Here is a 14,509-nt window from a genome sequence, read left to right as displayed (position 1 = left end):
GTAAATCGAATTTGTCCTATACTGCCGCGATGGCCGACGCCCGCACCCGTGGCGACCCGAAATTCACGAGGTTCCGGATCGCCGATTCCCCGTTCTATCGCCTGGCGCGCTGCAATGGACGCTATGTGCAGGCCATGGAGCGCGAATTGAAGCGCATCGATATGGACATTCCGCGCTGGCGCACGCTCATGATCGTGCATGAGCACGAGCCAAGCAGCGTGTCCGAGATCGCGGAGCTTGCGGCCATGCGGCTGTCGACCATGACCCGGGTCGTCCAGCGCCTCGCCCGCGACCGACTGGTCAGGGTCGCGCCACGAGAGAGCGACGGGCGCAAGACCGATGTCTACCTGACCGCAAACGGACAGCGCGCCGTCGACGGGGTGCGTCATGTTGCCAGCGATGTCTACCGCAAGGCGGTGGCGTCTCTGACCGCGGCGGAAGTTTCCGAGCTGGTCACGTTGCTCGGCAAACTGTTCGATGGGCTGGCGTCCGTCAACCCAGTGGCCATGACCGACTACGCCAAGGAGACCAGACACAAATGACCAAGTTCATCGCCGCCGCCGTACAGTGGGCGCCCATCGTTCACGACTCGGCAGCTTGCGCGGACAAGGCTGTGCAGGCAATTGCGGACGCGGCGCGCGAGGGCGCAAGGCTCGTCGTGCTGCCGGAAGCATGGATACCGGGTTATCCATACTGGGCGGGCACGTCCATTCGCTCTGCCGAATACCAGGGCTTCCTGCAGGAATTCAACCGTCAGGCAATCCGCGTACCCGGTCCCGAGACCGAGCGCATACAGGCGGCGGCTGCGAAGCATCAGTGCACGGTGGTTTTCGGTTGCGATGAGCGCGCAGCCGGCAGCATCTATTGCACCATCGTTTACATTGGCAGTGACGGACGCCTGCTGGGCAAGCACCGCAAACTCATGCCGACACTGACCGAAAGAATGGTCTGGGCAATGGGTGACGGTTCGGACCTCGAAGCCTATGACACCGATTGCGGTCGCATCGGCGGCTTGAACTGCTTCGAGCATCACATGGCGCTCGCGCGTTATGCCGTCGGCAGCCTGGGCGTACAGGTGCACGCATCGCTATGGCCAGGTTACGAATGGCTCAATCCCATCGTCGATGCATGCACGCGCCAGCTCGCATTTGAAAACGCATGCTTCGTCGTGGTTGCGCGCGAAGTGATGTCGCCGGAACAAATCGCCGTTAACATGCCACAGGTCGAGATCGATCGCAGCGGTTATCAAATGACGGGCGGCAGTGCCATCATCGCACCGGGCGGCACCTATCTTGCCGGACCGGTTTCGGGTGAGAAGGAAACCATCGTTTGCGCCGAAATCGATCTCGATCGCTGCCTGCAGCAGAAGTGGTGGTTTGACGGCTACGGTCACTATGCCCGTCCTGATGTCATGCGTCTCGACTGGGACCGACGTGCCAAGCGTGCCGTGCGCGACCGTGACTGACACAGCCGTCGCAGTGCGGGTAATTGCGGCGCCGCTGTTGCGGCAGCTCCTGCCTATCGAGCGCTGCGTTGAAGTCGTTGCCCAGGCCATGGTTGCGACCAGTCGCCGGAAGGTGCAGCTGCCACTGCGCCAGGGCATGCCGCTGCCCGGGAGCAGCAATGTGCTCGGCATGATGCCCGGATACCTTGGCGACCCGCGCTGTTTCGGAATCAAACTGGTCAGCCTGTTCCCGGGCAACACGGCGCGCGGTCTGTCATCGCACCTCGGCGTTTATCTTCTATACGATGCCGATACCGGCGTTCCGGTTGCAATGATGAACGCAGGCATACTGACTGCCATCCGCACGGCTGCCGCAAGTGTCGTCGCAACTCGCGCACTAGCACGCAGCGACGCGCACAATCTGACGATCGTCGGCACAGGCGAGCAGGCCGCAACGCACTTGCGGGCCTTCGGCCATTGGCCCGGGCTTCGACGCATCGACATCTGGGGACGCGACATGCGCCGAGCGGCAGCGCTCGTCCGCGACCAGGCCGCCGACGCAGGTTGCGAGCTGCGAGCGGTTGGGACGCTCGAGGAGAGCATCCGCGATGCAGATATCGTCCTCACCGTAACCTCGGCGAAGGAACCGTTGCTGCAGGGTCGCTGGCTGTCCCCTGGTACCCACCTTTGCCTCGTCGGCTCATCCGTGCCCGAAGCCCGCGAGGTCGATGATGAACTGGTCGCGCGCAGTCGCTACTACGTCGACTACCGACCTAGCACACTTGCCCAGGCTGGCGAGTTCCTGCACGCACGCGGGGCAGGCGAGATCGGTGATGATCACATCGTCGCCGAAATCGGCGAAGTCCTCGATGGCAGCCGCCCGGGGCGCGAGCATGCGCAGGAGATCACGGTCTACAAGTCGCTCGGCATCGCCGCACAGGATCTGGCCGCGGCGTGGCATGTATACCGCGAGGCCGAGCGCTTGAACCTCGGACAGCTCGCGCAAATCTAGCCACCGACCGCTGGCGCATAATAAAGAGCGCGGCTGGGATAAGCCGCTGGCGGCACCCGCCGCTTAGGCTCGGCGAAAAGACCAGGATGCAACCCGATGGCGGCGAACCCCACCAGTCTGCGCTCACTGCTCGCGTATTCCGGCCCGGCTATTCCGCTGGCCATCCTGGCGATGCAGATCATCATCTACGTGCCACCGCTCTATGCGGAGCACTTGCACCTCGACATTGCCTCCGTGGGTCTGGTCTTTTTTCTGGCACGCGCCTGGGATGCCCTGGTCGATCCCATGCTTGGCTACCTGTCGGACCGGACCCGCAGCCGCTGGGGCCGGCGCAAACCCTGGATGCTTGCGGCGCCGTTGCTTGCCTGTGCGCTCTATGCATTCTGCCAGCCACCGGCAGGCGTCGGCCTCGGATATCTTGGCTTCTGGGCGTTCGCTTTTTATTCGCTCTTGGGCGCAGTGCTGATCCCCTACCAGTCCTGGGGCGCCGAACTGTCACGCGACTACGCGGTACGCACGCGTATTGCGAGCTATCGCGAGGGCGGTACGATTCTCGGCGTGGTTCTGGCCACGGCCATACCCCTGCTCTATTTTGGCGGCGAGCGGCCAGCGATCGATCAATTGCTTGCCGTGCTGATTGCATTGATCGTCCCCCTGCTGTTGCTGAGCACGGCAATCGCGTTGTTGGTCACGCCACAGGGCAGCTACACCGAGACCAGCGACCACGGTCTGGCCGCAGCACTGCGCGCACTGCAACGGAACAAACCGCTACAGCGCCTGCTCGTTGGGATCTTCTTCTTCTGGCTCGGCGGCAGCGTGTACAACGCCTGCGTGATATTCGTGGTCAACCATGTCCTGCGTCTTGCACTAACGGATTTTCTCTGGTTCGTATTGGCTCAATATGCCGTCAGCATGCTGATGTTGCCGCTGATGGTGAAGCTCGCCAATCGTTTCGGTCGCCATCGCGTATTGACGATCGGTGCAATGGGGTGGTTCGCCATGCACCCTTTCATGCTGCTCGTACCGCCCGGCAGTTTCGCGGGTGCGATGACCATCTACGTCATCGCCGGAGTCTTCACGGGCGTGATCTGGGTGCTTCCGCCAGCACTGATCCAGGATACGGTCGAATATGGCATGCTCAAGGGCGGTGGCGACGACGCCGCCTTGTACATGGCGTTATACAACTTCGCGTTCAAAGCCGCGCTGGCGGTAGGCGCCGTCGTTGCACTGCCCTTGCTGGGCGCGCTCGGATTCGAGCCTTCGGCGCCCGGCGCCGGTCTCGAGGGCCTGAAATTCACGGGACTCATCCTGCCGGGCCTGATCGGTCTCGCAGGTGCAGCGTTGCTGTTCAATTATCCAATCACCGCAGCTCGCCACGATGCAATACGGCGTCGACTGGCGCAGCGTGCGCGGCACGGCGGCCGGCCCCGCGATGCTGCCGCAACTGGTTGAGCGATGAGCGCCGTGCAGCCGCCCGCCGCAGACGTACCTACGCTCGAGCAAATTCAAGACAATGCCGCGCGCCTTGCTCCGTATATCGTTCGCACCCCTGTCCAGCCGTGGTCGGTGGAACGAGTGCCATCGGCGCTCGTGCCCGATTTCGAGGTGCAACTGAAGTTAGAACTGTGGCAGCACGGTGGGACTTTCAAGACCCGTGGTGCACTGTCGAACATGCTTGGCCTGACAGCCGAAGAGCGCCTGCGCGGCGTGACCGCCATGAGCGCCGGCAATCACGCGGTTGCCGTTGCCTACGCGGCCAATCGGCTGGGGGTACCTGCCAAACTCGTCATGCAGCAGACCGCGAACCCCGCGCGACGTGCAGCGGCACTGTCATTCGGTGCCGAAATACTCATCGCCGCCGATGGCCCAAGCGGTTTCGCGCTAGCCGAGGATATCGCTGCACGCGAGGGTCGCCGCTTCATCCACCCGTTCGACGGTAAGGGCGTTGCCCTCGGCAGCGGCAGCCTGGGGCTGGAATGGCTGGCGCAATGCCCGGATATCGAGGCAATCGTCGTTCCTGTGGGCGGCGGTGGGCTCGCCGGTGGTCTGAGCCATGCCGTACGCCTCGCGAAACCTGCCTGCGAGATTTACGGTGTGGAGCCCGCAGGCGCCAACGTCATGCAGCGCAGTTTTCAGGCCGGCAGCGCGCAGCGTTTCGAGAGATTCTCGACCATCGCCGACAGCCTCGCGCCGCCCATGACACTCGAGCTGCCGTATCGGCTGTGCCGGGACAATCTCAGCGACCTTGTGACTGTCGACGACGACGAGATCTGCCGCGCTCTGGCACTTCTGTTTGCGAGCATGCAACTTGCCGTCGAACCGGCGGCTGCGACCGCGCTCGCTGGAGTGCTCGGACCGCTACGCAAGCGCCTGCGTGGCCGCAAGGTCGCAGCGATCGTCTGCGGCACGATTATCGATCCGCCCACCTATCTGGCGCTTCTTGAACGCGGCACCGCTGCCCTGGCATCGGCGGTCAGTAAGTGAATGTCGTGCAACGCAGGCTGGTGTAGGACTCGAAACCTGCCACGCCGCCTTCGGCACCAAAACCCGAATGACCAAGCGGTTCATGCTCGTGCGCCAGACCCGCGCCTTCCCCGGGTGCAGGTGCACGTGAATTGACCGCCACCCACCCGGCGCGCAACCCGCGGCCGAGGCGATGCCCCCGCGACATGTCGCGGGTCCAGACCGTGGCCGCCAGTCCGTAGGCAGTATCGTTTGCGAGTGCAAGCGCTTCGCGCTCATCGCGCGCGCTGAACACCGCGAGCACAGGGCCGAATATCTCCTCGCTCGCGAGGCGCGAATCCGGTGTAGCGTCGGCGAATATCGTAGGGCCGAGAAAATACCCCTGTCCGAAAAGCCGGGCCTCGCGGCCGTCGAGCAAAAGGCGGGCGCCGGTTGCTGTCGCCGTCTCGATGGCATCGCAGGATTTGCGGTATTGCGGCAAGTTAGCGAGTGGACCGAACTGGCAGGCCGGATCGCGAGGGTCTGACGGTTGCAATCGGCGCGCGGCCGAAATGACTGCGCCGAGCAATGGCTCGTAGGCCGATTGCTCGACGATCAATCGTGATCGCGCCATGCACACCTGGCCCTGATTCCAGAATGCGCTCTGCACGATCGCGCCGGCCAGCGCATCCAGTTGACCATCCAGTGCATCGGCGAAAACGATTTGCGGGCACTTGCCGCCGCACTCGAGATGCACCGGACGCGGCGAGACACTGCAAGCCGCACTCATGACCGCACGGCCGGTTGCGGTCGAGCCCGTGAAAGTGATCATGTCCGTGCCCGTGTGACTTGCAAGCGCTGCGCCAGCGGCAGCGGCGCCCGGCACGGCATTGAATACACCGGGCGGAAGACCTGCCCCGACTGCGAGTTCGGCAAGAGCGAGGGCCGACCCGACCGAATACTCCGAGGGCTTCAAGACCACGCAGTTGCCGGCGGCGAGTGCCGGAGCAACCTTCAGGCAGGCGTTGATGACGGGAAAATTCCAGGGCGTTATTGCGGCGACCACACCGCGTGGCAGTCGCTCGTGTATTTCCATCGTGCCCGGCGCAGTCAGCGGCACGCGGCCATAGACTTTGTCGATGAGCTCCGCGTAATAGCGCACAAACGCGGCAGCGATGCCAACTTCGAAGCGGGCAACGGCGACAGGCTTACCCATCTCCTGGCTGTCGCACATCGCGAGCCGCTCCTGGTCCGCCTCGATTCGCAGCGCGAACTCGAGCAGGATCCGCCGCCGCTCGGCCGGTGGCACATCCTGCCATTGCGCGAAAGCGCGCCTGGCAGAGAGCACCGCCGCCTCGACATCGGCCGCCGCGCAATCGGGTACCTTCTGGGCGGCGCGACCGTTGGTCGGATTGATGCGCGCAATTTCGCCGGTCGATCGTGGGTTACGACGTTGGCCGTCGATCACCGGCCGCACATCGAGCGCAAATTTCGCGCTGCGACTGCGCTCGATCCCGTCTGTCGTCGTGCTCGTTTCGTTCATTGACAATCCTCTCGAATCAGGTCGGCCGCTCGCTCGCCGATCATGATGGCCGCGGCGTTGGTGTTGGCGCCAGGCAGGCTCGGCATAATGGAGGCATCCGCGACCCACAGGCGCTCGACGCCACGCACATGCAGGCGCGGGTCGAGCACGGCGCGCTCATCGCTCCCCATGCGGCAGGTCCCCACGGGGTGGTACATCGGAAAGGCGCTTTGACGGACATGATCGCGCCATTCGTCGTCGCTTGCCGCAATGTCCGGCAGTGATCCTGGTCCTGCGAGAAACCGTTTGAATGCCGGCTGCGACAGAATTCGCCGTTGCAGGCGGCCGCCGCGAATCAGTGTAGCGACATCGCGCTCATCGCCCAGCAGCTGGTGATGAATCTGCGGCTTGTCGGCAGGGTCGGCGCTGCGCAGACGCAGGTAGCCACGAGCGCAGGGATGCATGGCACCTATCGCGCCGTCGACGCGCGCCGCGGATGCCGGCCAGCCACCCCTGTCGGTCACATCGATGGCCAAGGCTGACATGATGATCTGTACATCCGGCGACCGGCTCTGGACAGAGCTTCGCACCAGCGCCTGCGCCTGGCCGATGGGGAGGGTCAAAGGTCCCTCGCCCTTGCTCAGCAATCGCCAGAATGCGCGCAAGCCTCCGAGCGGCCCCAATCCCATGTTGAGAGTTGGAACGTTGACCGGCGCTTGCCACCTGATGCCGGGGTGCTCCTGCAGATTGCGCCCGACCTCCGACGCATCGATGTGGCATGCAAGTCCGTGTCGTGCAAGCTCCGCCTGCGGTCCAATGCCGGAGTGCATGAGGATTTTCGGAGTGGCCAGCGCGCCCGCGCTCAAGACAACTCCGGCACGGGCCCGCGTCGTGCCGCGCACGCCGCCGCGGATCCACTCGACAGCAACTGCCCGGCTGCCTTCGAATACGACCCGCACGATCTCGGTGTGCAGGCGCAGCCGCAGGTTGCTGCGCGGTCGCGACCAGATGTAGGCCTTGCTGGTCGGATGGCGCCAGCCACGACACTGCGACGCCTGCACCCGATCCACACCCTCCTGCTGCGCGCCATTGAGATCCGCGCTGCGCGCGATACCGGCCTGCACGGCTGCCTCGATCCAGCGTTCGATCAACGGGTGATCATCGCGCGCGTCGGCGACCGACACGGGTCCATCGCCGCCGCGCCACCGATCGCCCCCACGCGAGTTGCGCTCCAGGCGGCGGAAATAAGGCAGGACATCCGTCCATGCCCAGCCCAGACAGCCGCCCTGTGCCCAGCCGTCGAAATCGTGGGCGTGGCCGCGTATGAACATCATGCCGTTGATGGCGCTGCCGCCACCCAGGCAGCGGCCGGCCGGCCACATGTCGATCGCGCCGTTGCGCGATGCATCCGGTTCGATCTGGTGCATCCAGTTGAAATGCGGGTTGAATATCGCAGCACCGGTCGCAGCCGGGATGCGCGTGAAGGGATGGCGATCGGAGCGACCGGCTTCGAGCAGCAAGATGGACAAACGGGTCGCCTCGGCCAGCCTCGCGGCCAACGCGCAACCTGCCGAGCCGCCGCCGACGACGATCAAGTCGGCCTCATCGTCGCTCAAGCCGAAAGCCCCAGGTAATCGCAGAAGCGCTCTTGCGGATCGTAGCGCTTGCGTAGTTCGCGCAAGCGTCGCCAGGCTTCGGGTGAGTAACAATCGGTGACGCGCTCAGATTGCGCCAGTTCGTCGATTTCGTTGATGTAGCGCCCGGTCGTGTGCGGCTGCAGTTTTTTCATGGTCTCGCGCAACCAACGGCGGTTGTCGGCATCGTCACGCAGATGGTCCCAGACCAGATAGCAGGCGAAATAATCATTGGCCATGCGCGACAGACAGGCATTTCCCTGGAGGTCGGTATTGCGCTTGACGGTATAAAGCACATGGCCGCGCGGTGCCGGTACGGTTGCGAGGCGCGCCAGAAAAACCTGAACTGCAGCCTCGGGATCGTCGCTCCAGAAGTTGTCCACGGCGTAGCGACCATAATCGAGCTCGGTATTCTGCGGCGAATACATCCTCGCTATGCTGGTGGATTGATAATCGACGACCATCGACGCACCACGACGAAGTGAGGAACCCGTGTAGTGCTGCAACGCGCTGCGCGCTTGCGATTCGTCGGCCGCATAGGCGAATAGCTGGACGACGCAGACGAATCGATCGGCTGCCATCGCCTCACCCTTGGTCGGCGCATGCAGCAGCAGCATCACCGCCTCGGTGTTGGCAGGACCTGACAAGGCGCGCTCGCGGAGGCGGCGCACGACGCCGGGCGCCTCGGCAGACGGATACACCAGCATGGCGTTGCCGATGACCGCCGGTGCAGCGAACGTGCGCAGCCGCAATTCGCTTACTGCGGCGAACATGCCGCTGCCCGCGCCGCGTAACGCGTACATCCAGTCCGGATGCCGCTGCTCGTCGACTTCGAGCTTCTCGCCTTCGGCGGTGACGATGCGTGCGCCAAGCAGATTGTGGCATGCCATGCCGCCGAATTGATCACCATTCCAACCCATGCCGCCGCCCAGCACATAGCCGCCCATCGCAACGGTGGCGCAGTGCGCGGCCGGGAAAATGCGCCCGGCTTTGGCAAGCGCATCGAGCAATTCGCGGCTAGTGGTACCAGGACCCACCCATGCGCTGTCGCCGTCGGCGGCCATCTGCACCCGGCGCAACGCCGAGGTGTCGATCAGAACGGCACGATCACGCAATGATACGCAACTGCCATTGTGACCGCTGCTGCGCAAACTCACCTGCCGCGCATTGCGCGCCGCGTATCGCACGGCGGCCTGTACATCGTCGACCGAGCGGGCCTGGACAATCGCCTCTGGAAAGCGCTGCGGTTTCGACCAGTGCCAGACCATGCTGGCACGCCAGGTTTCATAGTCCGCATCATTGCGCAGGACGATGCGGCCACCGAGCCGTGGCCGGTCCGAACCCTGCGGCCAGGCGGGGCGGGCAAGCGCCGCACCGCCCGCGGCGATAAGGCGCAACAGTTGCCGTCTTGTCAGCGCGCCCAACATACCGAACTCAGTGCGCAGTGCCTGCCGGCGCATTGCGACCAGCCATGTAGTCGACGGCCGCGCGTACCGCGTCGTCGGCAAGATCGAAGCGCCCGCCTTTGGGCGGCATCACGGTCAAGGCGCCCTGATAACCATTGATCGCATTGGCGTAGACAATGTCCTCGCCTTTGCGAAAACGAATTCCCCACGCCTGCGTGTCGCCGCGCGCCGGCGCACCACCTGCTCCCGTCTCATGGCAGACCGCGCAAACCTCGTCATAGGTACTGCGTCCAAGTGCGACAGCATCCTCGACCTGCACTGCGGGGCCACGGCTTCCCATGTCGAGGATCACACGCCACTGACCATCCGGCTGCTCCGCCCAGAGCAGGAAGTACTTGCCCGAACCCCGTCCACCGCTCGGCGGCGGCGTGCCATCTCGCGAAGACATGCGCGTCTGGTAGCGGCCCCGGGTATAGGCCCACTGCCCACTGCGGCGCACTTCGTCGACCGTTACATCCATGCTGTCGATGCGGAAGTGCTCGCGTACGGCATTGGCAAACATGCGCAGCGCATCCTTGCCTTCAAGTGGCGGCAGCGTATCGTGCAATCCGACCGCATCGTCCGCGAAGACCGCGAGCCAGCGATCGACATCCTGGGCTTTGAAAGGATCGATGTAGTCGCGCTGGACCTTGGCAGCGAATTCGCTTCGAAAGGCGTCATCCACGCCTTGTCCGCCGCGCGGTGCACAGGCCGCAAGTACGACCGCTAGCAACGCGCAAAGCGGCCGGTTGCCGATGGTTGGCATCATCATCCGCACCCACGATAGCGGCGGGACACCCCGCCCTGTGGCGCCCATTATCGGCATGCCGCAGCGCGCGCGGCTTTTTCGTAGCGGTTGTGGTCTTATTAGGTGCCGGTTCGCGCAGGGCGAACGCGTGGCGGGCGGCGGCGCTTCGCGGCCGGGCCGCTGCGCGGCGGGCGGAGGAAGTCACGCATGCGCTTCACGATTTGCCTCGGAATCGGCTTGCTCTTGCGAGTTTCACGGTCGATGAACACCAGGACGTGGCGCATGCGCATTCGCGGACTGGTTTGCAGCGTACCCTCGACATCGAGCTCGACGGAGCTGCGCCCGATTCGCGCAACCCACAGCGTGAAAGTGAGCCGGTCGCCATAGTTGTTCGGTGCGAAGAAATCGACGGACAGATGGACCGTGGGCGTGAAAATCCCCTGGTGATGCATCAGGCCGGGAGCACTGGCCTCGAGCCCGTATTCGAGCCAGTCCTCGACGAAATTGGCGAGCATCTCGAAATAGCGCGGATAGAACACCCAGCCGGCCGGATCGCAGTGGCCAAAGCGGACGGAAATCTCTCGCTGGAATGCCGGCATGTGTGAATTTCCCTGATTGGTCAGGCCGCGGCAGCATAAACCATTTCAGGCAGCGTAGATGTGGCGCACTTCACTGGCGATTATCTCGACGCCGCGGGCAAGAACCTCGCGGTCCTGCCCGTAGGTCATCCGGATACATTCGTGACGGTGCGGCCAATCGACGGCGGCATCAAGCCCGGGGAAAAAATTGCCGCCGGGGATCACCAGCACACCGCGCTTGCGCAGGCGACGGTACAGTTCGGCGCTGCCGCCCGGCAGCCCTTCGAACCAGAGCCAGAGGAAAATTCCGCCCTCCGGCTTGTGGATTCGCAGCGGCAAACCCTCGCAGTTCTTCCGCAACTGCTCGAGTGCAAACTGCAGGCGCGATGCGTAAAAAGGCCGCACCGCATCGCGGCACAAGCTGTCCAGTTCGCCGCTCGCGAGCAGACGCTGGCCGAGCGCCGGGCCGATATTGCCGGTAGCGAGTGAGATAATTGCATTCGCCCTCTGCACTGCCGTCGCAATGTCCTCGTTCGCGACGACGATGCCGGTGCGGGCACCCGGCAGGCCGAGCTTCGACAAGCTCAACACCAGGATGATGTTGTCGTTCCAGTAGGCGCGCGCGTCGGTGAACACGATCCCCGGAAATGGCAAGCCATAGGCGCCGTCGATGATCAATGGCACACCCTGATCCCGTGCGATGGCGTCGAGCTGCTCGATTTCCTGCTCGCTATGCACATTGCCCGTCGGATTGGTCGGTCGCGACAGGCATAGCGTGCCCACGTCGGTGAGCTGCCTGAGTTCGGCGAATTCGACACGATATTTGAATTGCATTTCATCCTGCAATTCGATACGCGGCTTGATCGCCACGAACTGCGAGTCTTCGAGCCCAGCGTCCGTGTAGCCGATGTACTCGGGCACGAGCGGCAGGCAGACGCGCCGTTTGCCCTCGCCCGCCGTGGAACCGGCGAACATGTTGAACAGGATGAAAAACACGCTCTGGCTGCCATTCAACAGCGCGAGATTGCGTGCATTGACGCGCCAGCCGCATCGCTTGCGAAGATAGGCAGCGAGTTCGCCCAGGAATTGCGGGTCACCCTGCGGTGGCTGGTAGGTGCCGAGGGCCGAATACAGGGCATCGCCATCGGCTGCAATCGCCTGCAGATGACGGGCAATGGTCGCCTCGACGCCGGCAATGCGGCTTGGATTGCCGCCTCCCATCATGATGGCATCGGGCATTTCGTGGATAGCGGTGCCGATGTCATCCATCAACTGCACGATGCCGGTCTCGCGGCAGAACCGCTCGCCAAAGCGCGATAGTTTCATGATGTATTGCGCTCGACCCGTGGCCAATCCGCCCGGACGGTTGATAACCTAGGCGCATGAACGACGCAAGCCTGGGCTGGCGCCCCGAATGGATGACCGATGAGCTCGATCTGCTGCGCGACAACGTACGCCGCCTGATCAGAGAAGAAATGCTGCCTCTGGATGAGAAGTGGCGGCATCAGCAGCATGTCGACCGCAATATCTGGCGACGCGCCGGGGAACTCGGTCTGCTGTGCATGGACATTCCGGCAGAGTATGGCGGTGCCGGTGGCGATTTTCGCCACGAGGTCGTCCTGTATGAAGAGCTTGCGCGGCATGGAATTTCCGGATTCGGGCAGGGTGTGCACAGCATTTGCGCCCACTATGTATTGAACCATGGCACGAGCGAACAGAAAGCAAATTATTTGCCGTTGCTTGCGAGCGGCGAAATGGTCGGCGCCATCGGCATGACCGAACCCGGTGCGGGGTCGGACTTGAAAGGCATACGCACGCGTGCGCATCGGGATGGTGATCACTATGTCGTCAATGGCTCGAAGATTTTCATCACCAACGGCAAGCTTGCCGACCTGATCGCACTGGTCGTGCGCGCGGGCGATGGCAACGGATCCGCTGGTCTGTCGATACTTATGGTCGACACACGTGGTCTCGATGGCTACCGAGTGGGCCGGGTCCTCAACAAGATCGGCATGCACGCACAGGATACGGCCGAATTGTTTTTCAACGACTGCCGCGTCCCGGCCTCCTGCCTGCTGGGCGCTGCCGCGGGCCGCGGCATGCAGCAGCTGATGAGCGACCTGCCCTACGAGCGGGCCATCATTGCCGTTTGCGCCGTCGGCGCGATGGAAGGCGCCCTGGCGGCAACGCTCGACTACGTAACCGAGCGACGCGCTTTCGGACAACGTATCGCTGAATTTCAGCACTCGCGCTTCAAGCTCGCCGAACTGGCGACGCAAGTGCGCGTCGCCCGCGTCTTTGCAGACCGTTGCATCGCGGATGTGGTTGCCGGACGCCTGGACGCGGCCGGCGCGGCCATGGCCAAGTGGTGGCTCACCGATTTGCAGCAGCAGGTCATCGACCAGTGCCTGCAGTTCTTCGGCGGCTATGGTTACATGGACGAGTATTTGATCGGCCGCATGTACGGCGACGCCCGTGTGCAACGCATTTATGGCGGAACCAACGAAATCATGAAGGAAGTCATCGCGCGATCGCTGTTCCGGGAGGATGCATGACTGAAATCGGATTCGTCATGGAACCCTCGCCGCGCACGACGGCCACCCTGGCGCGGCGGCTTGAAGCCATGGGGTTCGACCTGCTGCTCTGCCCGGATACGCAGAATCTGTCCGCTGACCCCTATGGCCAGTTGTCCCTCGCCGCGGCGGCTACGACCCGATTGCGACTCGGCACGGGCGTGACCAATCCGGTCACCCGCGATGCGGCGGTCACGGCATCGGCGATGGCGACGCTGCAACTGGAATCCGGCGGGCGGGCGGTATGCGGCATCGGGCGTGGTGATTCCTCCGCGGCACATATCGGCAAGCGCCAGGCATCGACCGCGGAGCTCGCGAACTACGCGACGACAGTCGCCGCTTACCTGGCACGCAAGACAGTGCCCCGGGGCGAAACCGCGTCGACGATACGCTGGTTGGCGGAATTGCAGCTGCCCAAGGTCCCAATCGACATCGCCTGCACCGGCCCCAAGACCATTGCCATGGCGGTCGATTGCGCCGACCGGATCAGTTTTGCGGTAGGCAGTGCGCCTGAACGCCTGTCCTGGGCAATGGATCAGGCCTTGAAACGTCTGCGCGAGAGCGGACGACGTCGCGACAGCGTCAAAATCGGCGCCTATGTGAACATCGTCTGTCATGCCGAGCGCGAGCGCGCCGTGCAACTCGCGCGCATGGGCGTCGGGCTGGTGGCGCATTTCACCGGCATGAAACACGCGCCAACCGAACACCTGCCGCCGCGCCTGCGAACCGTTGCCGAACAGTTGAAATCCGGCTATGACATGCAGCGCCACGCGCAGGAACACGGCCGGCATCTCGCGGATATCGACGATGAATTCGTGCGGTGGTTTGCCATCGCCGGCGATCCGCACTATTGCCGCACGCGGCTCAAGGCGCTCATCGAACTCGGACTCGATCACCTGTACTTCATTACCGGTTCGCCCGTAGCGGCGCCGCATGCGGCTCGCGTAACGGCGAGCGTCGACCTGGCCGAACTGGCAGCCCGGGAGGTTCTGCCTGCACTGCGAAATGTGACCTAGGTCGCAGCCACCCGTCGGGGCCACCCCGAAAAGGTGATCGTTTCAAGTTTGCGTGATCACAGCCGACACAGGCTGTGTAAGCCAAAGCACGCAAT

The 14,509-nt window shown here is 63.7% G+C and carries 13 protein-coding genes; 7 read left to right on the top strand and 6 right to left on the bottom strand.

Annotated features, from left to right (window positions below):
• The first annotated feature begins 29 nt into the window (after window positions 1-29).
• The 5 genes from R3E77_04390 (at window position 30) to R3E77_04370 (ending at window position 4,940) form a co-directional block, all read left to right on the top strand.
• A complete protein-coding gene (locus R3E77_04390; GenBank protein MEZ5498654.1) occupies window positions 30-542 on the top strand; it encodes a MarR family transcriptional regulator in 513 nt (170 codons plus the stop codon).
• Window positions 539-1,465 carry a carbon-nitrogen hydrolase family protein gene (locus R3E77_04385; GenBank protein MEZ5498653.1) on the top strand — a complete coding sequence of 309 codons (927 nt, stop codon included), beginning with the start codon at window positions 539-541 and terminating at the stop codon, window positions 1,463-1,465. Before R3E77_04390 ends, R3E77_04385 begins: the two co-directional genes overlap by 4 nt.
• Window positions 1,458-2,456: an ornithine cyclodeaminase family protein gene (locus tag R3E77_04380; protein MEZ5498652.1), complete on the top strand. Its 999-nt coding sequence runs from the start codon at window positions 1,458-1,460 to the stop codon at window positions 2,454-2,456. Before R3E77_04385 ends, R3E77_04380 begins: the two co-directional genes overlap by 8 nt.
• A gap of 96 nt (window positions 2,457-2,552) precedes the next feature.
• Window positions 2,553-3,908: an MFS transporter gene (locus R3E77_04375; protein ID MEZ5498651.1), complete on the top strand. Its 1,356-nt coding sequence runs from the start codon at window positions 2,553-2,555 to the stop codon at window positions 3,906-3,908.
• Between the two features lie 3 nt (window positions 3,909-3,911).
• Window positions 3,912-4,940: a threonine/serine dehydratase gene (locus tag R3E77_04370; protein ID MEZ5498650.1), complete on the top strand. Its 1,029-nt coding sequence runs from the start codon at window positions 3,912-3,914 to the stop codon at window positions 4,938-4,940.
• On the opposite strand, the gene R3E77_04365 is transcribed toward R3E77_04370, so the two are convergent.
• The 6 genes from R3E77_04365 to R3E77_04340 all read right to left on the bottom strand — a co-directional run bounded on the left by R3E77_04365 (window position 4,930) and on the right by R3E77_04340 (window position 12,151).
• Window positions 4,930-6,441 (bottom strand): aldehyde dehydrogenase family protein, encoded by a 1,512-nt coding sequence (locus tag R3E77_04365; GenBank protein MEZ5498649.1) that lies wholly within the window; start codon window positions 6,439-6,441, stop codon window positions 4,930-4,932. The two genes, R3E77_04370 and R3E77_04365, sit on opposite strands and share 11 nt — an antisense overlap.
• On the bottom strand, window positions 6,438-8,036 hold the full coding sequence (locus R3E77_04360; protein MEZ5498648.1) for a GMC family oxidoreductase N-terminal domain-containing protein: 1,599 nt from the start codon (window positions 8,034-8,036) through the stop codon (window positions 6,438-6,440). Before R3E77_04360 ends, R3E77_04365 begins: the two co-directional genes overlap by 4 nt.
• Window positions 8,033-9,514, bottom strand: coding sequence for an FAD-binding oxidoreductase (locus tag R3E77_04355; protein ID MEZ5498647.1), 1,482 nt, complete (start codon window positions 9,512-9,514; stop codon window positions 8,033-8,035). Before R3E77_04355 ends, R3E77_04360 begins: the two co-directional genes overlap by 4 nt.
• Window positions 9,489-10,271, bottom strand: a complete 783-nt coding sequence (locus tag R3E77_04350) for a DUF4440 domain-containing protein (protein MEZ5498646.1) — start codon at window positions 10,269-10,271, stop codon at window positions 9,489-9,491. Before R3E77_04350 ends, R3E77_04355 begins: the two co-directional genes overlap by 26 nt.
• A gap of 95 nt (window positions 10,272-10,366) precedes the next feature.
• Complete coding sequence (locus R3E77_04345; GenBank protein ID MEZ5498645.1) at window positions 10,367-10,846, bottom strand: thioesterase family protein; 480 nt, start codon at window positions 10,844-10,846, stop codon at window positions 10,367-10,369.
• 45 nt (window positions 10,847-10,891) lie between these two features.
• Window positions 10,892-12,151 carry a valine--pyruvate transaminase gene (locus R3E77_04340; GenBank protein MEZ5498644.1) on the bottom strand — a complete coding sequence of 420 codons (1,260 nt, stop codon included), beginning with the start codon at window positions 12,149-12,151 and terminating at the stop codon, window positions 10,892-10,894.
• 56 nt (window positions 12,152-12,207) lie between these two features.
• Between R3E77_04340 and R3E77_04335 the strand changes: the two genes are divergently transcribed.
• Both R3E77_04335 and R3E77_04330 read left to right on the top strand, forming a co-directional pair.
• On the top strand, window positions 12,208-13,380 hold the full coding sequence (locus R3E77_04335; GenBank protein MEZ5498643.1) for an acyl-CoA dehydrogenase family protein: 1,173 nt from the start codon (window positions 12,208-12,210) through the stop codon (window positions 13,378-13,380).
• Window positions 13,377-14,414 carry an LLM class flavin-dependent oxidoreductase gene (locus R3E77_04330; protein MEZ5498642.1) on the top strand — a complete coding sequence of 346 codons (1,038 nt, stop codon included), beginning with the start codon at window positions 13,377-13,379 and terminating at the stop codon, window positions 14,412-14,414. The genes R3E77_04335 and R3E77_04330 overlap by 4 nt, the downstream gene beginning before the upstream one ends.
• The last annotated feature ends 95 nt before the right edge of the window (window positions 14,415-14,509 follow it).

It is taken from the genome of Steroidobacteraceae bacterium, from assembly GCA_041395505.1.
Classification (GTDB): Bacteria; Pseudomonadota; Gammaproteobacteria; order Steroidobacterales; family Steroidobacteraceae; genus JAWLAG01.
This window is presented reverse-complemented; position numbering and strand designations above follow the sequence as displayed.